The 21,454-nt window shown below is 55.0% G+C and carries 17 protein-coding genes; 5 read left to right on the forward strand and 12 right to left on the reverse strand.

What is annotated here, in order from left to right; all coding sequences use genetic code 11:
- Positions 1-3: 3 nt before the first annotated feature.
- The 7 genes from trbF to trbB are packed head-to-tail and all read right to left on the reverse strand — an operon-like array spanning position 4 to position 6,769.
- Entirely contained in the window at positions 4-693 is a 690-nt protein-coding gene (gene trbF, locus CFA77_RS06740; RefSeq protein WP_206992806.1) for a conjugal transfer protein TrbF, read from the reverse strand.
- The gene (gene trbL, locus CFA77_RS06745) at positions 694-2,001 is read right to left on the reverse strand and encodes a P-type conjugative transfer protein TrbL (protein WP_206992807.1); all 1,308 of its coding nucleotides are present in this window, start codon (positions 1,999-2,001) and stop codon (positions 694-696) included.
- Entirely contained in the window at positions 2,001-2,717 is a 717-nt protein-coding gene (gene trbJ / locus CFA77_RS06750; RefSeq protein WP_206992808.1) for a P-type conjugative transfer protein TrbJ, read from the reverse strand. The genes trbL and trbJ overlap by 1 nt, the downstream gene beginning before the upstream one ends.
- 11 nt (positions 2,718-2,728) lie before the next feature.
- Positions 2,729-5,194, reverse strand: coding sequence for a conjugal transfer protein TrbE (gene trbE / locus CFA77_RS06755; protein ID WP_206992809.1), 2,466 nt, complete (start codon positions 5,192-5,194; stop codon positions 2,729-2,731).
- Positions 5,188-5,442: a VirB3 family type IV secretion system protein gene (locus CFA77_RS06760; RefSeq protein WP_206992810.1), complete on the reverse strand. Its 255-nt coding sequence runs from the start codon at positions 5,440-5,442 to the stop codon at positions 5,188-5,190. Before CFA77_RS06760 ends, trbE begins: the two co-directional genes overlap by 7 nt.
- Positions 5,442-5,777, reverse strand: coding sequence for a TrbC/VirB2 family protein (locus CFA77_RS06765; RefSeq protein ID WP_206992811.1), 336 nt, complete (start codon positions 5,775-5,777; stop codon positions 5,442-5,444). The genes CFA77_RS06760 and CFA77_RS06765 overlap by 1 nt, the downstream gene beginning before the upstream one ends.
- Positions 5,774-6,769: a P-type conjugative transfer ATPase TrbB gene (trbB, locus tag CFA77_RS06770; RefSeq protein WP_206992812.1), complete on the reverse strand. Its 996-nt coding sequence runs from the start codon at positions 6,767-6,769 to the stop codon at positions 5,774-5,776. The genes CFA77_RS06765 and trbB overlap by 4 nt, the downstream gene beginning before the upstream one ends.
- A 319-nt stretch (positions 6,770-7,088) precedes the next feature.
- Between trbB and CFA77_RS06775 the strand changes: the two genes are divergently transcribed.
- Together CFA77_RS06775 and CFA77_RS06780 are read left to right on the forward strand one after the other, a co-directional pair.
- The gene (locus CFA77_RS06775; protein WP_206992813.1) at positions 7,089-7,940 is read left to right on the forward strand and encodes a DNA -binding domain-containing protein; all 852 of its coding nucleotides are present in this window, start codon (positions 7,089-7,091) and stop codon (positions 7,938-7,940) included.
- 115 nt (positions 7,941-8,055) lie between these two features.
- Positions 8,056-9,447: an exonuclease domain-containing protein gene (locus CFA77_RS06780; protein WP_256434988.1), complete on the forward strand. Its 1,392-nt coding sequence runs from the start codon at positions 8,056-8,058 to the stop codon at positions 9,445-9,447.
- A gap of 24 nt (positions 9,448-9,471) precedes the next feature.
- Here the strand turns inward: CFA77_RS06780 and CFA77_RS06785 are convergent, their stop codons facing one another.
- The 5 genes from CFA77_RS06785 to CFA77_RS06805 are packed head-to-tail and all read right to left on the reverse strand — an operon-like array spanning position 9,472 to position 19,569.
- Positions 9,472-12,741 (reverse strand): DEAD/DEAH box helicase, encoded by a 3,270-nt coding sequence (locus tag CFA77_RS06785; protein ID WP_206992815.1) that lies wholly within the window; start codon positions 12,739-12,741, stop codon positions 9,472-9,474.
- A 3-nt stretch (positions 12,742-12,744) separates the two neighbouring features.
- On the reverse strand, positions 12,745-16,050 hold the full coding sequence (locus CFA77_RS06790) for a site-specific DNA-methyltransferase (RefSeq protein ID WP_206992816.1): 3,306 nt from the start codon (positions 16,048-16,050) through the stop codon (positions 12,745-12,747).
- Positions 16,035-16,505 carry a hypothetical protein gene (locus CFA77_RS06795; RefSeq protein ID WP_206992817.1) on the reverse strand — a complete coding sequence of 157 codons (471 nt, stop codon included), beginning with the start codon at positions 16,503-16,505 and terminating at the stop codon, positions 16,035-16,037. Before CFA77_RS06795 ends, CFA77_RS06790 begins: the two co-directional genes overlap by 16 nt.
- Positions 16,502-19,360 (reverse strand): SNF2-related protein, encoded by a 2,859-nt coding sequence (locus CFA77_RS06800; protein ID WP_206992818.1) that lies wholly within the window; start codon positions 19,358-19,360, stop codon positions 16,502-16,504. The genes CFA77_RS06795 and CFA77_RS06800 overlap by 4 nt, the downstream gene beginning before the upstream one ends.
- Before the next feature lie 14 nt (positions 19,361-19,374).
- Positions 19,375-19,569 (reverse strand): helix-turn-helix domain-containing protein, encoded by a 195-nt coding sequence (locus tag CFA77_RS06805; protein ID WP_206992819.1) that lies wholly within the window; start codon positions 19,567-19,569, stop codon positions 19,375-19,377.
- Positions 19,570-19,917: 348 nt separating this feature from the next.
- Here CFA77_RS06805 and CFA77_RS06810 point away from each other — a divergent pair, with 348 nt between their 5' ends.
- The 3 genes from CFA77_RS06810 to CFA77_RS06820 all read left to right on the forward strand — a co-directional run bounded on the left by CFA77_RS06810 (position 19,918) and on the right by CFA77_RS06820 (position 21,379).
- Positions 19,918-20,481: an antirestriction protein ArdA gene (locus CFA77_RS06810; RefSeq protein WP_206992820.1), complete on the forward strand. Its 564-nt coding sequence runs from the start codon at positions 19,918-19,920 to the stop codon at positions 20,479-20,481.
- 14 nt (positions 20,482-20,495) lie between these two features.
- On the forward strand, positions 20,496-20,642 hold the full coding sequence (locus tag CFA77_RS06815; RefSeq protein ID WP_206992821.1) for a hypothetical protein: 147 nt from the start codon (positions 20,496-20,498) through the stop codon (positions 20,640-20,642).
- Positions 20,643-21,055: 413 nt separating this feature from the next.
- Positions 21,056-21,379, forward strand: a complete 324-nt coding sequence (locus CFA77_RS06820) for a DUF736 domain-containing protein (RefSeq protein WP_206992822.1) — start codon at positions 21,056-21,058, stop codon at positions 21,377-21,379.
- The last annotated feature ends 75 nt before the right edge of the window (positions 21,380-21,454 follow it).

Raw genomic sequence — 21,454 nt, forward strand, 5'->3', positions numbered from 1 at the left:
GAATCATTCTCCTGTGACAAGGTCCTGTCCCCAGTTGAGGGCATGGACATAAATGCCGAGCGGATTGGCACGGAGCGTCTCTGCGTCCGTCGGCGGTTGCGTGATGATTGTGAAATTTCCGGTGAAGCGCTGCGCCTGCATAAGCGCGCCATTTTCATAGGTCTTTTCGATCCAGCGAGCTTGGAAGCTGTCATCGGAGACGCGCACCACACTGACGACATCCACTGTGCGGGACTTGCGTCCGACATCGGCGAAGGGGTCATTTTCTTGCGCATACTGATTGAGCGTTGTGGAGGCGCGATCCGTCACGAATTCATAAGCGCGCAGCCAGTTCTCACGGACGACAACTGGGTCGACACTCAGGCCTCTGACATGCTCAATGAAGCCCGCGAGGTGATGCGCGATCTGCGCATCGGTTGGATTATAGCGCTCCGTTGCCGGACCAATCGCGCGGGCTGCACCTGTCTGATCGACTTCGATTACATAGGGCGTCACGGTTGATTGAAGGCTTCGCCAGACCAGCGCGCCCGAGGTCACGAAGCACAGCGCGAGGCATCCCAGCGCCATCAATCGCCAGTTCTTCGCCTGCACACGGGCAAACCCGATGCGTTCATCCCAGACCTGACCCGCCTTCTGATAGGGCGTTTCCGGAAACGGGCTTGGGCCGTATGAGTTAGAGGAGCGCTTGAACATCTATTCGTCCTTGTCATTAAGTTGCGGGGCTGCGCCGGACGAACCGCGATCACCGTCGCGAAGACTGTGGGCAGCCATCTGACCGGCCTGGCTGGCATTCTGACGAGCTTGCATCCGGCGCGCCCATCCCGGGCTTGAACTTGAAGTGGATGATCCGGACCCGTCGCTTCCACCGGAGCCGCCGGTTGCGCGCCACGCGCCCTGACTGCCGCGTCTGTGGGCGTCTCTGAGAGACTGAGCTGGTCGACCGGCGGTTCTGCGTATGGCGTCGCTCCCTGCGCGGGCCATGCCCGCAACGCCAGCGGCGACTGCGCCCACACCGCTTGTTCCCGATGCGACTGAGCCGAGCGTATAGGAGGTACGCGCAGCGCCAGCCATGCTGGCACCTGCTTTGACAGCGCTTGACGCGCCGCCCGCAGCCGCGCCAATCGCTGCGCGCCCACCAGCCCCTGCAACATAAGTCCCGGCAGCCGCACCTGCGACAGCGCCTGCAGCCGAGCCTGCACCCAGTTGCGGCGCGCCCGTGATTAGGCCGCTCGCCACGCCCGGCGCAAAGATGCCCATCCAGAAGAAGACAATCGCCGCAAGCACCGTCCCCATGACTTGTGCCAGCGTGACATCATCGCCGGTGCGGAACGCGTCGGTCACCGACGCAAAAAGCGTTGAGCCGATGCCGATGATGACGGCCAGCACCATGAGTTTGATGCCAGACGTGATGACATTGCCGAGAACACGTTCTGCCAGAAAAGCCGACTTGTTCCAGAGCGCAAAAGGCACGAGCACAAACCCGGCCAGCGTCGTCAGTTTGAATTCCAGAATCGTGATGAAGAGCTGAACGGCGAGCACGAAGAAGGCCACCATGATGATCGCCCAGGCGATGAACATGACCGCGATCATGATGAAATTGTGAAAGAACGAGATCGGCCCAAGCATATCGCTGATTTCGGCCAGCAGTGGCTGCGCCGCGTCGAAGCCAACGCCTGCAATAAACCCTGGACGGAGCAAATCTGCCGCCGTCATCGTGCCGCCGCCTGCCGTCACACCCAGCTGTGCAAAGCTGTCGAAGACAATATTGGCAAGCAGAGCAAAGTTGCCGATTACAAAGGCGAAGAAGCCGACATACAGCACCTTCTTGATTAGACCTGCGATGACATCGCTATTCTGGGAGAGCGCCCAGAAGAGGCCAGCCAAAGTAATATCGATCGCGATCAAGGTGGTCGTCAGATAGGCGACATCCCCCGCCAGCAGGCCGAACCCGCTATCAATGTAAGCGATGAAGGTCGCGAGGAAGGTGTCGATCACGTCCATTAGTCAGGCGATCCTAGGAAGGCGCGGGTGCGGGCGCGGCCACGTTCAGCTTCAGCAAGTTGGCGGGCACGCTCAAGCGCTTCGGCGCGGTAGTGCGAGGCCATCATGGCTTCCATCTGCATCAGCTGCTCGGTCTGCAGCGCCTCAATCTGATTGCCCGCTTGCAGGACTTGGAGGTTCCCAGCAGCGGACTGGCTATCACCAATAAGACGATCGAGACTTTCGCTATCCGCGCGGGCGGAAGAGACAACTTCAGCCGTGACGAGCAGGCTTTCACGATAGGCCGTACGCGACTGGCGCCACCTTGCGCGGGCGTCTTCTACAAGGACAGCCTGAGATGGCGGTTCTGTCCCATAATCTTCCGGGTAGATCTCTTCATAGTCGCGCTCGATTTCTTCGACGCCATAGCCGATACCTTCGGCTTCACGCATCAACTCATCGATGCGCCGCATACGACGCAATATGTCATCAGCGATGGAGTCCGGCAGGCTTTCCAGGTCACGCGCCATGTTCTCCAGCATCTCGATTTCATGGGTGAGTTGCTGAATCTGCTGATTGATCTGCTGGAGTGATCGAACCGCTGTCAGGATATTCTGGGTATGATTTGCAGGATCATAGACAATCCCGCCGCCAAATAGCTGCGCAGCGGCAGGTGGCGCGATGATCGCACTCATGGGAAGAGCGCAGAGGGTTGCGGACAGAAGAAGACGTTTCATGGGTGTTGCTCCTACTCTGCAGCGATGGCGTGTGAGGGTGGGAAGGGTTCGTTGGCGCCCGGCATGTCGCCCGGCCAACGGCTGAGCAGTTCAGCCGCCCAGGGCAGGCCCTTTTCGTGAAGCCAGCATTCTGCGAGCCCGTCGCCGTCCGTTTCGGCAAGCACACGGTCGAGCATCGCCTGATCTTCTGGCGTTGAGGCTCCGCAGACGGATAAAGCGATTGGGCCGAGGCCGAGATCGAAGACCCGCGCACCGAGCGGCGACTGATAGTAATAGTCGCGCTTCGGCGTCGCCCTTGAGATCAGCTCAATCTGGCGGGCGTTAAGGCCGAACCGCTCATAGGTTTCTTTCGATTGCGGTTCTTGGGCCCGCTCATTCGGCAGAAAGATGCGTGTCGGGCAGGATTCGACCAGAGCGGGCGCGATGCTTGAATTTGCAATGTCGGCGAGGCTTTGCGTCGCAAATACAACGGACACGTTCTTCTTGCGCAGGGTCTTCAGCCATTCGCGGGTGCGCGCTGCGAACATGGGATCATCGAGGAAAAGCCAGGCCTCATCGAGGATGAGTAGTGTTGGCTTGCCATCGAACCGCGCTTCAAGCCGATGAAAGAGATAGGTGAGAACTGGGAGGGCCGCGCCCTTGGTGTGCATCAGCTCTTCCATCTCGAAGCAAACTGTGTCGGCGAGGCTGAGGCTTTCCTGATCAGCATCGAGAAGCCGTCCATGCGGGCCTTCCAGCGTGAAAGGGTGCAGGGCTGATTTGAGGGTCTCGTCTTGTAGCATCAGCGACAGGCCTGTCAGAGTGCGTTCAGCTTCGGGGGCGCTGGCAAGTGACTGGATGCCTTCCCATAGCCTCGCCTTAAGGTCCGGCGTCATCGTCACGCCTTCATTGGCGCAAAGGTCAGCCAGCCAGTCTGCCGCAAAGCTCGCGCCGGTCTCGGTATCGATGTCCTTCAGGGGCTGAAGACTCGGAGCATTGGAGCTTCCGAGATCGACATGCGCGCCGCCCATACAAAGTGCTGCCGTGCGGGCTGAGCGGCCCTTGTCGAAAATGAAAATCTGAGCGTCTGTGTAGCGCTTCCATTGCAAGGCAAAGAGCGAAAGAAGAACCGACTTGCCCGCGCCGGTCGGGCCGACGACGAGCGTGTGGCCAACATCGCCAATGTGCAGATTGAGCCGGAACGGCGTCGTGCCATCGGTCTGCGCCTGAATGAGCGCTGGAGCATTGAAGTGGTGGTTCGTCTCTTCGCCGGCCCAGACCGCAGATAGCGGCACCATATGGGCCAGGTTCAGCGTGTGCAGGATCGGTTGGCGGACATTGGCGTACGGATGACCCGGTAAAGAGCCGAGCCAGGCGTCCACGGCATTCAGTGTTTCCCTGATCGCCGTGAAACCACGGCCATTTACGATGCGCTCTGCGATGCGGATATGCTCATCGACAGCGCGACGGTCTGGGTCCGAGACAGTGATCGTTGTCGTGACGTACCCGTATGAAACGAGATCGCTGCCAAGCTCTTGCAGCGCTGCATCGGCATCACCCGCCTTGTTGTCGGCGTCATTGTCGACGAGCGCTGCCTGTTCATTGAACATCGTCTCGCGCAACACCGCGCCGATCGACTTTCGCTTGGCGAACCAGTGACGGCGTTTCTTGCCAAGGACCTTTTCCGCTTCCGCCTTGTCCATGGCGATAAACCGTGTTGCCCAGCGATAGGCAAAGCCCTGACGGTTCAGCTCATCCAGAATGCCAGGTAAGGTGGAGGCCGGAAAGCCAAGAATGGTCAGGGTGCGCAAATGCGCGTCACCGATCATCGGCTCAAGCCCACCAGCGAAGGGCTCGTCTGCGAGCACCGCGTCAAGGAAGACGGGAAGTTCGGGGGTCACGACCGGATGACGTTTGGTCGAGATGGTCGAGTGCAGATAAGTCAGCGTTTCATCGTCTGAGAGCTTTGCGATTTCCGCGAGACAGGTGGAAAGGAGATCGAAGACGCGGTCCGCGTGTTGCTGGAAGGTCTCCAACCGGTGTCGCCAGGTCGCCGTATCTTCGGTTTCGGCACGCTGGATCAGGGCCTTTTCGGCCCGGCCCGTGGCATCAGCAGGCGGGAGCCAGAGAAGAGTCAGGAAGTAAGAGCTCTCGAAACGGGTGCCGCTTTCTTCAGCCTGTAGCGCGCGTTCCTGATCGACGAGCCAGGACAGGGCGTCAGGAAAGTCCGCTTCCGGATAGTCATGCACCTCATGGCGCTGCGCCTCAAAGAACAGCGCCCAACCCGAGCCGAACCGGCGCAGCACATTATTGACCCGCGCCATGACTGAGACGAGTTCTTCTTGTGTCGAGCTTTCTAGATCGGGCCCTCGATAGCGGAACGTGGTCTGGAAGCTTCCGTCCTTGTTCAGAACGACGCCCGGTGCGACGATGCAGGCCCAGGGCAGATAATCGGCAAGAAGCGTGGGCGTATCTGCGTATTCTTTGAGGTTCAGCATGTCAGATGCTCCTTGTGCCGGGTGGAGCGTGAGGCGACCGCCATGAAATCTGGATCGCTCCGCGCCATGAACACCGCTGCTGAGTGACCCAACACCCAGAGAAGGAGCCCAGGTATCCAGAGCCGAAGACCGAGCGCGAGGGCAGCGGCCAACGTCCCGATAGCGATGGCTGCACTTCGCGGTGCGCCTGCCATCAGGATCGGCTCAGTCAACGAGCGATGAAGGGGGATTTCATAGCCGTCAGCCATTAGATCAACGCGCCCCCGCCAAAGCTGAAGAAGGTCAGGAAGAAAGAGGTTGCGGCAAAGGCAATCGAAAGTCCGAAGACGATCTGGATCAGTTTGCGCATGCCGCCAGACGTTTCACCAAAAGCCAGCGTCAGACCCGTCAGGGTAATGATGATCACCGCGACAATTCGGGCAACCGGGCCTTCGATCGATTGCAGGATCTGATCAAGCGGGCCTTCCCAGGGCATGCCTGAGCCAGCTGCATGGGCGGGTCCAGCGATTAACAGTCCGATGCCGATAGCGGCAGCGACCTGAACCGTCCGGTTCACGGCGTGAGTTTGATTATAGACAATCATGAAGAGGTTCCTTCTGTGACGAGTGAAAGGCAGCGGGAGACGAGTGGGGCCGTGTCATAGCCCTCACCATTGAAACCGGTGACCCTGAGCGCCTCTTCGATACGGCGCTGACCGCCAGCGCGGCTCATGAAGACAACCACATCAATCGCCTCTGCGATCAGATCGAACGGTGCGCGCGGCGTTGCTTCCAGAGTCAGTTGCTCAAGACGGGTGAGTGCGCCGTGTGCAGAATTTGCATGCAATGTCGTGATGCCGCCGGGATGACCCGTGTTCCAGGCTTTCAGAAGATCGAGGGCTTCAGGTCCGCGTACTTCACCCACCACGATCCGGTCAGGTCTCAGGCGCAGCGTTGACCGGACGAGGTCCTGTAAACTGGTGCTGCCGCGATGGGTTCTGAGCTGCACTGTATTGGGCGCAGTGCATTTCAGCTCACGCGTATCTTCCAGAATGACGATACGGTCATCATTGAGGCTCTGCTCGGCAAGCAGCGCATTGGTGAAAGTCGTCTTGCCGGATGATGTCCCACCCGCAATCAGAATATTGGAATGGGTTCTGATGGAGTCTTTCAGCGCTTCGGCGAGCGCTGGCGCGAGCGCGCCCTGATCAACATAGTCACCAAGTTCAAATGGCGTGCTGGCGGGTTTGCGTATCGAGAAGCATGGCGCTGTCGAAACAGGCGGGAGAAGCCCTTCAAACCGCTCGCCGCTGCCGGGGAGTTCGGCAGAGACGATTGGGGAATTGCGGTCTGTCGCTTCTCCCACCCCGGAGGCCACAAGGCGGATGACGCGCTCGCGGTCGGAGGGTTGGAGAGTCTGTTCAGAAATTATGAGGCCGATTCCGGCTTTCTCAATCCAGACCGATCCATCCGGATTAGCCATGATCTCGATTGTTTCAGGCGCTTCAAGCGCTTCCCGCACCACCGGGCAGAAGGCCGTGCGCAGCATAGTGGTGCGCCGGGCATCTGTTTCTGAGTGGTGCGGGGTCTGGCCCATCGAATTTGCTCCTGTCACTTGGCGTTTGTGAGTGATTGAAGCTTGGCAGGTGGGTCTGGTTTTCGGGAGTTGGATTGGAGGCCAACATAGGCAAGACGCTGCGTAAAAATGCAGATCAATACAAAACCAGTTCTGTAGCGATCGCTGCAGAACAGAAATTCGGAGTTCTCGTTTTAAGCGATTTAAGTCAGTGAGCTTTCGCTCAAATTATTCAATCAAAGGACTGTAATGATTTCAGTCTTTTCAACTCTTTGTGATCGGCGGCTAAATATAGTCTGGCATTCTTCTTGCTCGATTTCCCCCATACGGGGAGGCGTATATGAAGACTTTTACCTTGAATTCCGATGGCGCATTGGCGCGTTATGACTATCTCTCACGGCTTTCGCCGGATCGATGGGCCTGGGAATTTCTGAGACGCAACCGGGAATTCAGACGCGACGCAGCAACACGATCACCCGATGATGTGTCGGAAATGCCTGCGCCATGTCCGGAAACCATTCGTATTATTCGACCGCGTGTCACACAAACCCTCGCTGAACGCTGGGGCCTCTTGTTCATGCCCGATCCTGAGCTGAACGGATTTGATGCAAACGCCGTCTGGAGCCATTACGTTTTTCCGGATCAGGTCGAGGTCAATTGCACACCGCGAAAGCCCGGCCAGAATTGCGATATCTGGGATCGCACGGTCCCGCATTGCCAGATCACGCACATCACCGATCGTTCAGCGCGAGAATATCTACTGGTGCGCGGCAAAGGATGCGTCGCGCAGATCCGCTGCACCGGCATGTCTCTACTCAGCCTGGAACCGGTGCGCATGAAGCTCCAAATCTCTGACATGGAAGCCTACGAGCAAAAGCTCAAAGTACAGAAAGAGGCCATGAAGCTTTACGGAGATGGTCCGGATACGTCGGAAGCCCTCTGGACAAAGAAAACGCAGATTCTTCGCAATGGTCTGATCGCGCTCGACTGCCAGTACCTTGGCATGAAACAGCGTGAAATCGCTGCCGTCATCTACGGTGAAGAGGCCGTCGCCTCAGACTGGGGCGATGATTGCAGCGCCCTCAGGAACCAGCTGCGCTATGTCATCCGCAAGGCAGAAGGTCTTCGCGACGGCGGATATCTTGTCGAACTTCTCGGCGCGAGGCTCGGACCGGATACGCAAGCCGCCTGAGCCAACAGGCGAAGACATCCGCCAAATTGGCAAAGCCCCATAAATCGCTGATATAACAGCGTCAGAACCTGAATCGCGCCACGATGGTGTATTCAATATCTGGAGGGACAACCGCCTGTTTGTATTTTACGACACCGAGACGAGCGGCACCAATACGGTGTTCGATCAGGTCCTGCAGTTCGCAGCCATTCTGACCAATGATCAACTGGAAGAAGTCGACCGCTTCGAAATCCGGTGTCGGTGTCTGCCCTGGATTGTTCCTGCCCCCATGGCCCTGAAGGTCACGGGCGTGACGCCAGACATGCTGGACGACCAGAGCCTTCCGAGCTTTTACGATATGATGTCGGCCATACGGACAAAGCTCGAATGCTGGGGACCGGCCATCTATGCAGGCTATAATTCCATGCGCTTCGACGAGCCGCTCATGCAGCGGGCTTTCTGGCAAGCGCTTCATCCTCCATACCTCACGGTCACGAACGATAATGCGCGCATGGATATTCTTCCGCTCGTGCAAGCCGCGTCACATCTCTACGAAGGTGTCTTTAACTATCCGACAACACCAAGAGGCCGGACCGGCTTCAAGCTTGATCAGCTCGCGCCTCTGAATGGCTTTGACCATCAAAACGCCCATGACGCGCTGGCCGATGTCGAAGCCACCATTTTTATTGCCCGTATCCTGGCGGAGAAATGTTCCGAACTATGGACATCCAATGTGGCTTCCACCCGGAAATCCGATTTGGCCTCAAGGCTCGTACCCGGTGAGCCATTCCTTTTTGTTGAATACTTTATCAGTGGTCCAAGTGTCTGGTGGGGGCAGCGCGTTGATCAACATGGCACGTCAACTAGTGCCGCGAGCTGCCTGCGCCTCGATGCTAACTGGAACGATATCTTCACCCTGGATGACGAGGCGCTTGAGAAACGGCTCACCGCGTCGCCAAAGCCGCTCAGAGACATCGCGCTCAATAAGGCACCGATCGTTCTCGATCAGACTACAGCAAGCCGTATCGGTTACGCGCCAGAAACCGACATCCTCTCACAGAGCGAGTTCCTGGCTTCAAGTGAGGAAGCGTGCGCGAAGCTTCTCCAGACGGCCGCAGCGCTGAAAGAACCCTGGCCGGAAGCAGAGCATCTTGAGCAGCGGATATTTGAAGGCTTTCCGTCTCGAGAAGATTCCGCACGCATGAAAGAGTTTCATCGTGCAGACTGGTCTGGAAAAGCCGCCTTGATCCGGTCTTTTGAAGACGAGCGATTGCAGCAATTAGCCCAGCGCATCGTCTTTGCGTCCGCGCCTGACGCACTCAGTGAAGTAGACCGAAAGCGCATGGCTGAGGCCATTGCAGGCAGGCTTCACGATGACGATGCCGATCCGGGTCTCTGGCGCACCATTCCACAGGCGATTGAGGAGCTCTCGGAAGTGCGGGGCCTTGAAGATGGCGAAGCGATTGCGGCGGATATTGAAACTTGGTTGAGCGCTCTCGGCTCTAAATACCAATCGATCTCATCTTAATCAGGCGAGTTCCACTTCCTGGGATCAAGCGGCGGCTAAAACACCGCTCGCTAAAAGTGCGTCAAAGATAGATGGCACGTAAGTTTCAGCTTGATCCTCCATGAAATAGACATTGAGGTCGTTCAACTCATCAATCGAGAGCCCCCAATTGAGCTTCGAATGCCGCGAAGGCGTTATAATGAAACTGTTGAGCGAGACATTCGGATTACCGAGACGCTGTTCGATGTCTTTTATCGTTTGATGGAAGGCAATTTTCTTATGCCCTGGACCTTCGTGTTGAAGCCCGTGCGGCTCAATGAATGCTAAGCTCTGAAGATCACCTTTAACCAGCCAAAGCAAAAAGTCCGGATAAAAATTACCAGCTTCAAAGAAACCCATGCCTCGACCGCGACTTTCATTGCGCAGCAGAAATGCCTCTATGCCATCTTGATTGAAATTGGCCTGCGAGAGATCGAGGTAAGAGACCAGATCTTCAACAAACTGAATTTCACTCTCGTTTAACGAGACAGGTGTGACCTGAACTTTTCCGCCTTTGCGCACATGCAAGACGGGTTCGTAGAGATGGTTCGAAAGAAGGCAGCCTTTAAGATCGCCCGCAGTCAGCACACCTTTTTTCTTGGCGGCGAGTTCTTTTGAAAGAGCCTCTATGTCTGAGATCAGTTTGCTCTCACTTGAATCGACAAGCAGCTGATAGAAGTCTGACGTAGGGATATTTTGATCATCATGGGCGAGCGGTCGCAATTCCAGCCGCGGTTCGATAAAGGCCGCTTTGCGATAATTGTAATATTCCTCAGCATACTTCTGCAGGAGCTCTGCCGCCATTTCATGCCACAGTGCAATGTTTGATGGATCGTCAAAAGTCATGCGCCCCGACGGCACGATGATCTTGTACCAAGAGCCATCGGCAAGAAGCGGCTTGAGCTGATCTTTTTGAATGTTGAAGTTGTGCCAGGTTCTCTCGCGTTTGAAGCGCTCTAAGCGGAAGAAAAGATCGTGTTCATCGAGGAATGCAGCATGCAAACTTGAGAATGTTTGCTCGTTCTTCAAGCCGATCGTGTCGCCGCGACGTGACTCCAATGATTGGATTCTTGGATACCAATCAATTGCGATTATCTTCTCCCGCAATTTATCTGGAACCTCGCCGAACATCGGCACAGCTGCATCGCGTTTGAAGTCGTACTCTTTGCCGTTTGCTTTCTTTCGACGAGGTCGGAGGACCATAAGGTTCTGGCCGAAATCATAGGTGACATTGAGAGGAATCTGGAAGACTTCCTTCTTGTCATTTGAAGGCAGCTCTTCCTCTTCCAGAAAGGCCCGAAAGCGCTCCATAAAATCTGCTTCAACGCCAAACACGTTCAGCGTTTCTGCATATTGGATAAAGTCTGGCTGATATGAGGGGGTAGAAAAACCGCTCCGCTGCAATGACCAATCATGGCCTTTCAGACGCACACCGCGACCAAAGAGTTGGATGATCTGTGAGCCTTCAGACTTCCCGACATGCATAAGGCCGAGCGTGCTAACGCGCCAGCAATCCCAACCTTCGACAAATCTTTTTGACCCGATCAGTAGATTGAGTGGCGACGATGATTCATTGATCTGACCGAAAAGAGTGTCTGAGAACTCACTGTCTAAGACGGTCACGTTATCGAAACCTCGATCCGCGATATGGCTGGACAGGCCTGAGGCGTCGCCAACATTTATAAGGCCAAAGGGCGTTTCTGACTGCCCGACTCGCAGCATAATCTCATTGTCATCGCCTTTGATGCGGGCGATCGCCAATTGTCCGCCTGCCGATGACTGAAAAACACGCTGGTGAATGTCTTTGAGAAAATCTCGCGCAGTCATTCCTTCCGATGTCATCTGTGTGTTCAGATAAGCGAAGCCTCCAGAAAAAATGTCGTTGCCGCCCGCATCGAGGAGGCCGGTTTTCTCGCCATTCCCCGAGATGATATTCTGAATTTCATTTTCGGCGGCTGAACTGTCACTCAAAAATCTCGCTAGAAAAGCGATGATTTTGCCGACATCAGAAATCGTACCTTCTTCGATTTTTGTCTTCTTACCGCCAGTAACGCTCGCGCCAACAAAGACCCATAGGGGCTTCTCCATATTGTAGTCTGCGAACTCTATTTTTTTGTCTTCATAAAGGCGCAGCTGTTGGTAATAGGCGAGCAGGCAGGCTGTCAGATAAGAAAATTGTAGCTCGTCGAATGTGCGCGGCAGGTTGAAAATCCGGTAATCCTTGCCGTAGCCGTCTTCATAAAAATAGCGGTACGAATAATCAAACAGGACCGATTTGGCATAGGCTTCGGTGATCGTGTCTCGCTTTGCCGCAGTCGTCGCTTCCTTAAAAGTAGCGGAATACTCAAACACAAAGCCGCGCTCAGCTAGCTTGGCGCGGTTAGCGAACCAGCCGCGTTCCTCCGTGCTCCCCATACCGCGATGTGCTTCGTCTACCAGTAACAGGTTCTGGTCACCTAAGTTCCGCACTGCGATGATGTTGGGACCATCTTGTTCGGCGAGTTTCGTAACCTCAGTAAAATCAACCTGCCGCAGACCGTTGCGACCCATTGAGAGAAGGTCTCCGCTGTCTGTTATAAGTCGCTCAGCGATGATGCCGCTCGCTTTCAATTCGCCCGCATGTTGCCGCGAAAGGCCTTCGTTCGGCGTGATTAGAATCGTCCGTGTCAGATCATCTTTTAGCGCTGACTTGCCTGCATAGTGCCTGAACTGCAGGAAATTGACGTGCATAAGAAGCGTCTTGCCCGAACCGGTGGCGTTCTGCAGGCAGACCTTGTTCAGCTCATCGAGGGTGAAAGGCGTGATACCGGTCTCATAGCCTTCGCCTTCCCAATAGGCGTTGAATGTCATCACATAGGTATTGAGATCACGGCGCAGGGCGTGGATGTCGGCGAAATAGCGGTCGAGGTAAATCTCCGCAAACAGCAGTGACAGCCACTGATAATACTTCCAGACAATCGGGCGCTGGCGTTTCTCATTGATCGCCAGCGTATGGCTGACAATGTTCTGCTCATAGCGCAGTAGGTCGCCCTTGGTGATCGCCGCGCCTTCCTGAAGCTCCAGGTCGAGATGCTTGTAGAAGCGGTGGAGATTGTCCGCATCGAGCCCGTCCGCTTTCGTCGAAAGCATATCTGCAAACGGCTTGAAGGGCTTGAGGCTTTTATGGCCGCGCTTGTGCTGTAGGAGCGGATCATAGCCGAACAGGCTCACGATCCATTGATTGAGGACGAGCTTGTGGCCGAAAGGGAGCTGTTTAGGTTTTTTCGCTTTGGCCACGATCTATCCCTCCACATCCCACATGGCCTGGTGGAAGGCCTCTTCGAGGAGGCGGACTTTCCAGCTTTCGCCTTCCTGGCGCAGGTTCGGCAGGTTGTTCGAGCCGTTGACATAGATGACGTCAAACTCGCTGTCCTGCGTCGAGAGGCGATATTTGCGGAACCACTCGTCGAGCATCAGATTGTCTTCTTCGAGATTGCCGGTGAGCGCGCGCCAGATGACCAGTGTCTTTTCGCGCGATGTGTCATCGCCGGGCGTGGTTAGCGTATAGCCCTCCACCTTGCGGAAGCGCCATTTACCGGCATCGCTTTCGGTCAGCTTGCCCTCGAGGATGAGGCGCGTGGTCTCATCCTTGGGCAGCTCGGGGTCAGGCTCGCGCTTGAACTTGGCGTCAAAGCTGCGCCAGCGGTCGAGATGCTCCACATGCAGGCCGATCAGCCAGTTAAAGGTTTCCACCAGATCAACCGCGCGATCCGTATATTCATCCGTACCCGGCGTCTTGATGTTGAGGCGATAATCGGTCGGATCGTCAAAGGTCTCGATATTGAGAAGCGACGGGCTGCCCTTGGTCTCAAAATCGAGCCAGTATTTCAGCATATAGTCCCGGCGGAAATCCTCGCCAGTGGCGCTTAGGTCGGGTGAGGTCCGCAGAGCGAGATTGTTCAGCGCGTCTTCATAGGATTCGAGGCGGAGATATTTGAAAGTATGGGAAAGGCCGTCGCGGGAGATGGGTTTGCCATCTTTCCAGTCTGAGGAGTTCATCGCCTTTTTTGTGCGTGGAAGTAAAACTGAATCAAAATGGGCGCCCATTTCGATAACGGTGAACCTTCTTTTCCCTCCATCTTTCCTATTCAAATTTATTACAGCATGTGCTGTGGTTCCCGAGCCAGCAAAGAAGTCCAAAATTTCAGCATCAAGATTATTGGCGCTTGTTTGGATGCAATCCTCAACCAATACCACTGCCTTTGGAAAATCGAATGGTTTGTCTGAGAATAATTCCTTAAGTTCGATTGCGCCATAATTTGCTGAAGCGTATTCAGATTTATCCCACCAAGTTGACGGTGTTGAATTTTCATCAATTCGTGTTTTAAAGTCTATTTGAGGCTCGTTGTCCTTGTTTCTGCGAACCCTGTACTCGGTTAAGTCGTCCAACACGCGTTCCCAGCCGCGATGCCAACGTTTCTCAATCCTTTCACCGTTTTTCTCCGAAATTGGATAAACTGAGACTTCCCCGTCACTAATTTCCTCTTCAATTTCATATTCCCCATGCTCACCTCGATCAGCATGCCATGACATTTTTGGGACCCGTAATCGGTCATCCAAGTCAACCACAATCGGATAGTGCATTTTCGGCCTATCCGACCGCAGCTCATTTGTCCCAGTACGAATGAAGCTCATCCACGAGTAATGTCCCCGTTCATCACGCAAAGGATAACGAGCCAAACGTTTATCAGTTAAGCCCAGACTGGCAGGTTTCGATAAGCTAGAGCGACCATAAAACAGCGCGTACTCGTGAGATGGTGATAGTGTGGTCTTCGATTTTCTGCTCTGAGGATTAGACCGCACTACTGCCTTCCCTAAGTCTGTGGAGAAGATACTTCCCATGACCTCAGAGAGTTGCGGCATCTGCTCATCATCGATAGCTGCGCAAATGATACCTTTGTTTGATAGAAGTGTAGAGGCTTCCAGGAGTCGTTCCTGTATCAGACTAAGCCACGACGAACTCTTGTAACCATTCTTGTAAATGATTGATGAGGCGTCAGTATTATAAGGAGGGTCGATGTATATAGCGTCTACAATATCCCTAGCCTTGCTGCGGATTGTTCGAAGCGCTTGACCGTTTTCCGCGCAGACGGCTACGCCTGCCAAGTCCTTGTCTAAGCCTTGAATGGTTGAAACGAGCTCGTCACGGAAACTCAGTTTAAAATGCGATGTGTCGACGGACAGTTTGTCATTGGCTTCAAGAAATTGGACCGACAGCGGCGTGGAATAGCCGTCCAGATCGTCAATCGCGAAGAGGCGGACCCATTCCTCGTGTTGAGCCTCATTGGCGGCTATTTCAGGATAGAAGCGTTCCGGGATACGATCGAGCGTGATGCAATATTGCGTGTCGGAAACGAATTTCTTCTTTAGCCAGAGCTTTTTTTGGAAGTCCTCCAGCTGGGCAAGGAAGTCGATCAAATGGCGCGCAATGCGGCGCAGCACTTTCACACGCGCCAGATAGCCTTCCACCTGCAGCGCGTCTGCCGCCTCGATATCGTCAAGGCGCATGATTTCATTCTTGATATAGAAATCGAGCTCGCGGCGCAGGAAGCCGCCAAGGTCCTTATGGATAAAATAATCCATCGTGTTGCGCGCCGTATATTGCGCGAGATATTTCTCCAGTAGGGCGCGATCTTTATGTTTTTCCGTCGGCGCGGGGGTCATCAGCGCGGCGGCGAAGCTCTCCGCGCCCGCGAGGTTGGGCAGCGTGGCCTTGATCAATTCGGCGGCTTCTTCCAGCCGCTTCTTCGCCCATGCGCCGGACTGACCGGACTTCTTTGGATCGGCGCGATATTCGAACTGCAGCACAAGCTCTGGCTCGCCGACTTCGCTGGTTTCGAGCTTTACTGGCTCGGCCTCATAGATCAGGAAGAAGCGCTCGGTCTGTTCGCTTGCTTTGACATTGTTGTGCTCGCCTTCGCTGGCCGACACGATGCGGCAATGCACTTTCATCGACCTGGCGGTGTCGAGCTTTGGGTGCTCCGGCGCCTTGGTCGGATCGAAAGTGAAATTGGTCAGATACTCTGACGTCTTGATGTAATATTGGTCGCGGTTCGCCCAGTGCATATAAACTTCGCGGCCATCGTAGGGCACGGCATAGGGCGCGGCCTTCCCATCGGTCTCGCGTGCGAAATAGCGGCGCGACATGAAATCCCCAGCGTCGTAATAGCGCTCGAAGAAGCGATAGAGATGGTCATAGACATCGCCCTCATGCGTCTCAGCATTGCGGACAGCATCGAGCGCCGCCTTGGCCTTCATGACCGGCGGGGTCATATCCGGGTCAGGCGCACCATAGTCGGCAGCCTGCTTCTTAGCAGCTTCATAGGCTGTCTGTGCTTCGTTTAGCTTGGCTTCATCGGCTTCGCCAAATGCGGCCTGAATGATCTCAAGTAGGTCTTCCTCAAGAAACTGCGTCACCTGACCGGCCTTGGCATGCATGATCCGATAAAGCCCAAAATCAAGATCGGGCTGATCAAGCTGGAACAGCTCTTTCAGGAGTTGAATTAGCCGCGCGCGTTGTGTTGCTGCTATCATTTCGTGGTCCATGTCTGCGTTTTCAGCCAGCTGCTTGCACCAATTGAAGCGCGAACAAATGATTGTGGAGGGTGAAAGCCGCTGTGATGAAAGAGGCTATTCAGCGAAAGCGGTTCTGCCGCCAATTCGATGTTTGCAATATCATAGCAACCGACAACTGGATCGTTCCCGAAATAAGAAGATAGCTCCTGTTTCGTGAGTTTGGCTGATTCTAATAGTGAAACTGCGCTATCAAAATCCAAAAGTTCGATTGAGTTTATTTCTGCACGACCAATTATCTCTGAATGCGGAGAGCCGACATAAATATACATAAGTCTGGGTTCAAATGACTTTGGTACGCGCTTTCGAAACACGTGCTTGATATCCGCGTTCAACAAACTTCCGCGCCAGTGAGCTGAAAATGAGACCACGATCTCATTAGAAGCATCTTCCTGGCCAGCTGCTTTAAATGCAAAACCGTCACTCATCTTATAGTCCAACTTATAGCGAATAGTACTTTTCGCCCCACTTCTTGTTGAAGGCGGGCTTCGATCTCAGCGATCATGGCGTCGCGTTTTTCGTAAATCTTGTCCTCGACCTCAAAAATATTCTGACGAAGTCGGCGTTTGGATTTTTCAATCTCATGAATTTCGGTTTGGATTTCATGCTGGCGCTGAGGATCGTTAGATGCGCGCATCTCGCGCTTCAGGTCTCGTTCGCGGCTCTTGGCATCGACCAGCTCTTTCTCGGCCTGCGCGACGAGGTCATCTGCCCAGCCATCGAGCTTTTTTGATTCCTCGATCATCCATTCAGATTTTCGTTTTTGCACATCTGCGAGGATAGCTTCCTCGGCTTCCGAAATTGCGGCTTGCATACTGTCTGGCGTCGCCACTGCCTTATCAGTTACGTCATCGACTGGTAGGTCGAACAGCCGCCGCGCGGCACTCTCGGGCAATTCTTGTCCGTCATCAGTGCGGGCGACGATAATGATGTGGTCCTGGTCATCTGAGCCACGTACTGACAATTTGTGTACGAGAGCCGTTCCGCTGGTGCCGACAAAAGGCTCTAGCGCGGCGGCCTTGGCGGGCCAGTTTGTGTAATCGAGAGTGAGCGATGCGCCAATGAGGGGGCGATCAGCCGCGCGCTCAAGTACGTGTTGGGCTAGGGGGTGTCCGAGCCGGTAGCGGTGGCCTTCCAGCCCTTCCTTGCGCAGGAAGTAGCCGCCGACAGGCGCTTCGACGCCATCAATCGCCTGCTTCAGCGTGAAGGTGTGGTGGCCATCGTCGAAGCTCGCCCGCTTGCCAAGCTCATGCTTGGTCAGCGCCCAGAGCAATGTCGTGTAGCGGTCGAGATAGGCGCTTGCCTTCTCCATATTCATCTTAAGACGGTCATGCACCTCAGCGTCGAAATGCTCGAGCAGTTTTTGGCGCGTATTGTCCATGGTTTCCGCGATCTGCTCATCCATTTCTGTGCGCAGCGTCTCAAAGGCGGTTTCGATTTCATCAGGCGTTCGACAGCTTTGATAGATCTTTGAAATGCGGCGCTCAAAATCGACGCCGGATTCGATTGATCCAAGCACCTCGTCGCTCGCGCCGAAGACACCATTGAACAGTTGGAACTTCTCTGAAAGGAGTTCGAACACACGCTGGTCTGCGGCATTGTTCCGGTTAAGGAAGTTGACCACCACCACATCATGCTTCTGACCATACCGGTGGCAGCGGCCTATGCGTTGTTCGATCCGTTGCGGGTTCCAAGGCAGGTCATAGTTCACAACCATGGAACAGAACTGCAAATTGATGCCTTCCGCTGCCGCCTCTGTTGCGATCATGATTTTTGCGTGGTTGCGGAAATGATCGACCAGCGCCGCACGCATATCTGCTGTGCGTGAGCCGGTGACCTTGTCGGTCCCGGCATGGGTTGCCTTCCATTGCTCGTAAATGGCTTTCGACTGCTCATCGGCGTTCGAGCCATTGAAGAGGACGATGTCGCCCGCATAGCCATTCTCTGACAACAGACGGAGGAGATAATCCTGAGTGCGCCGGGACTCAGTGAAGATGATCGTCTTCTGTGCGGCTCCCAGCTCGTCGGCTTTGTCAAAACCAGCCGCCAATGCTGTCAGAAGCGATTTGCCTTTGGCGTTTTCGGTAATCGAAACAGCTAGGTCTTTAAAGCGTCGAAGCTCTGCAATCTCTTCTTCAATAACGGCAATGTCATCCTCAGACAGCAATTCGGGCGGCGTCTCGTCATCCACCCATTCTTCTGCCGTTTCCTCAAACCCATCATAATCTTCTTCAATATCGTCAGGGATGAGGTCTTCGAGATTGTTCTTAAGCGCCGCATCATCTTTCAACTGACGCTCGAGCTTATTCGCTAGTGAATTCAACGCGCCCGCAATGGCGAAAGTCGATGACGCCAGCAGCTTGCGCAGAATAAGCGTCATGAGCGTGCGTTGGCTGGATGGCAGCGCCGCTAGGGTCGGTCTTTGTAGATACTCTGAGACGAAATCGTAGAGCTTTTGCTCTTCCGGGCCAGGGACGAATTCTTGGGTGATCGGGATACGGTTCGTGTAGCGAATATACTCCAGCACCTGGCGGCGGAGTGTCCGATGGCAGATCGGTTCGAGACGCGCTTTTAGTTCATCAAACTGACCATCGCCAAGCCGGGCATATTGCGCGCGAAAACTTTTGGCATCACCGAATGCATAATCATCAATGATGCTGACCAGTCCATAGAGCTCCATCAGAGAATTTTGGAGTGGTGTCGCTGTTAACAGGATCTTTGGAACATTGCCGAAAGCAGTCTTCAGCGCACGTCCCACTTTATTGTCAGGTCGATAGACATTTCTGAGGCGGTGAGCTTCGTCGATAACGACCAGGTCCCACGGCGTGACCATCAATTCGTCTGCATGGCGCGCGGCAAATTGGAACGAACAAATCACAATGGCGGGTTGTTCAAATGGTCGATGTCCGCCGTCCTTGATGATCTTCTTGTAATTACGCGACTCGATAATGAAGCTCGGCAGGAAGAACTTTTCTTCGATTTCCTGGGCCCATTGCTTGCGAAGGCTCGCAGGGCCCACAATCAGGATACGCCGTTTTCCCTCAGTCCACTTCTGAGAAAGCACCAAGCCCGCTTCGATCGTTTTGCCGAGACCAACCTCATCGGCAAGGATCGCGCCTTTCGAAAGCGGGGACTTAAAAGCGAATAGGGCGGCCTCAACCTGGTGCGGGTTTAAGTCGACTTGCGCATCGAACAATGTACCCGCCATTTTCTCAGCATCCGCAACCGAATGACGGCGCAGCAGCTCGTGAGCGAACAGTTTCGAGTGATAGTCGGTGATCATGCTCGCCCCCTTAATTATGGCTTCTCAGCCTTGTTTGAACCTGTCTTCTGGTCCTCTATCCATTCGTCGATCTCACCTTTGCGAAACCGCCACGATCCGCCAACTTTGAACCCCGGAATCTTGCGCTCGGAGGCCAACCGATAGGCGGTTTTCTCCGTTAATCGCAGATATTCCGCCACTTCCTTGATGGTCAGAATGTCAGTTTCCATGGCCGCTCCTTGAGCCGAAATCAGCCTATTTGAGAAAATTAGGCAGAATCGGGAAATGGCTCAACCGATATTTCTCGGCAGGGTCATCGTTGGCTTTCGGGCACATTTTGTCCGTTTTCTAATGGCCTCATGGGTTCTTCCAAACAGTCGGGATTGGACGGACGGTGCGTCTGCCAGAGCGCGGTCACCGCGCAAGGGAGCGGGACTGTTTCGGGATCAATCGTCTTTAGGTGTCCTACCTTCAGCGCCCCTTGCGCCGCGCCCTTGCACGCTCAGGCGGAGCACCTTTTCGCCGCCCACCCCCGCCTGATGCGGGAAAGAATGCGAGGCGGCGCAAAGGAGACTGACATGACCGAACACCACCCGGACCCCGCGCAGATAACATGCACCGCACCCGCGTATCCCGATAGACCGCGCATCTACGTGGCCTGCCTTGCAGCCTACAATAATGGCTGCCTGCATGGCCGATGGATCACGGCGACCACCCCGGATGAGATCAGAACGCAAGTGCGCGCCATGCTCGCCGCTTCGCCGATCCCGGACGCGGAAGAGTGGGCGATCCACGATTATGAAGGCTTTGAAGGGGCACACCTCTCCGAATATGCAAGCTTCGAGACCGTGTGCGAGCTCGCTGATTTTATCGAGGACCATGGCGAGCTGGGCGCTAAGCTCCTCAGTCATTTTGGCGATGATCTCGCTGACGCGCGTGCTGCCTTTGACGAATATGCTGGCGAGTATCGCAGCGCTGCAGACTTCGCGGAACAGTTTCGCGAGGACACCGGCACACAGATTCCGCAGAACCTTCGCTACTATATCGACTGGGAAGCGCTCGCCCGCGACATGGCGCTGAATGGTGAGATCATGGTCTTTCAGACCGGGTTCGATGAAGTCCATATTTTCTGGTCACGATAGGGAGGCTCAGACACATGTTTCTGGTCACGGCCCTTTATGGTGATGGAACAACCAGGAGCCATCTGGCGGCAAATGCCGACGATGCGCTCAAATGGAAGATGGCCCTCGCGCGCGATGCCTGGCAGGTCTTCATCAATCCACTGGCTATTCCGCTCGAATGATCAATGTGCTGATCAGTCGACATTCTGTGCGTTTATTGTCGTCGGAACTCTGATCCTCGCGGGGTTCGTTGAGTATCGAGACGCCAATTGTCGCATCGTATCTGGGCGCAAGGGACAAGCCGACCTGTCAGCCAGACGTGCTATTCCGTTTCCGGAAAGTACGCCTTGAGCCCCTTGTTCCCGTCTCATGCCTCATGACCTGGACGACGCCTGCCGGGCCTTGAAACCAGCCCTCTGAAAGAATTTTCCTCTGCGCTTTGCGCATTCACCGCGAAGCAAAATTCTTCGTCGGGCCGGTGCTCCACTCCGTTTCGCCCGTTCCGGTTCAGGCCCGTCTTGCGCCGCCCGATCGGTCCGGCGTCGACGGGGACAAGGGGTCTTCTTCGACACATGGAAACGAAAGGAAGAACACCATGGCTAACGCACTCGGATATGTCAGCGAAACCAAATCAGGCTTTGAAGGCGCCCTCGCAATGATGAACCTTACGAGCTCAATCCGCATCGAGAAGAACGCGGACAAAGCCGCCGAAGGACAGCCCGATTACCGCATCTATGCAGGCGAAACCTCAACCGAAATCGGCGGTGGATGGCTCAGGAAAGCCAAAGCATCAGGCCGCGAATATGTCTCTATCACACTCGCAGATCCACAAATTGGGCCGCGCAAGATCTACGCTAACCTTGCGCCCGTCAAAGGCAAGAAAGGTCGCCACGTGATCCTCTGGAATCCGCGCGATTAGATCAGAAACTAACGCAAGTAAAGACCGCCTCGGAGTTCATCTCCGGGGCGTTTTTTTGCGTGTATTCCTTGGTTA

It is taken from the genome of Hyphomonas sp. KY3, from assembly GCF_017309975.1.
Classification (GTDB): domain Bacteria; phylum Pseudomonadota; class Alphaproteobacteria; order Caulobacterales; family Hyphomonadaceae; genus Hyphomonas.

What these genes read in the sequence shown, in the direction of transcription:
- trbF (WP_206992806.1), bottom strand. Translation starts at nt 693, where the DNA reads ATGTTCAAGCGCTCCTCTAACTCATACGGCCCAAGCCCGTTTCCGGAA.
- CFA77_RS06805 (WP_206992819.1), bottom strand. Translation starts at nt 19,569, where the DNA reads ATGGAAACTGACATTCTGACCATCAAGGAAGTGGCGGAATATCTGCGA.
- CFA77_RS06800 (WP_206992818.1), bottom strand. Translation starts at nt 19,360, where the DNA reads ATGATCACCGACTATCACTCGAAACTGTTCGCTCACGAGCTGCTGCGC.
- CFA77_RS06810 (WP_206992820.1), top strand. Translation starts at nt 19,918, where the DNA reads ATGACCGAACACCACCCGGACCCCGCGCAGATAACATGCACCGCACCC.
- trbJ (WP_206992808.1), bottom strand. Translation starts at nt 2,717, where the DNA reads ATGAAACGTCTTCTTCTGTCCGCAACCCTCTGCGCTCTTCCCATGAGT.
- CFA77_RS06760 (WP_206992810.1), bottom strand. Translation starts at nt 5,442, where the DNA reads ATGGCTGACGGCTATGAAATCCCCCTTCATCGCTCGTTGACTGAGCCG.
- CFA77_RS06815 (WP_206992821.1), top strand. Translation starts at nt 20,496, where the DNA reads ATGTTTCTGGTCACGGCCCTTTATGGTGATGGAACAACCAGGAGCCAT.
- CFA77_RS06765 (WP_206992811.1), bottom strand. Translation starts at nt 5,777, where the DNA reads ATGATTGTCTATAATCAAACTCACGCCGTGAACCGGACGGTTCAGGTC.
- CFA77_RS06820 (WP_206992822.1), top strand. Translation starts at nt 21,056, where the DNA reads ATGGCTAACGCACTCGGATATGTCAGCGAAACCAAATCAGGCTTTGAA.
- CFA77_RS06775 (WP_206992813.1), top strand. Translation starts at nt 7,089, where the DNA reads ATGAAGACTTTTACCTTGAATTCCGATGGCGCATTGGCGCGTTATGAC.
- trbE (WP_206992809.1), bottom strand. Translation starts at nt 5,194, where the DNA reads ATGCTGAACCTCAAAGAATACGCAGATACGCCCACGCTTCTTGCCGAT.
- trbB (WP_206992812.1), bottom strand. Translation starts at nt 6,769, where the DNA reads ATGGGCCAGACCCCGCACCACTCAGAAACAGATGCCCGGCGCACCACT.
- CFA77_RS06790 (WP_206992816.1), bottom strand. Translation starts at nt 16,050, where the DNA reads ATGGACCACGAAATGATAGCAGCAACACAACGCGCGCGGCTAATTCAA.
- CFA77_RS06795 (WP_206992817.1), bottom strand. Translation starts at nt 16,505, where the DNA reads ATGAGTGACGGTTTTGCATTTAAAGCAGCTGGCCAGGAAGATGCTTCT.
- trbL (WP_206992807.1), bottom strand. Translation starts at nt 2,001, where the DNA reads ATGGACGTGATCGACACCTTCCTCGCGACCTTCATCGCTTACATTGAT.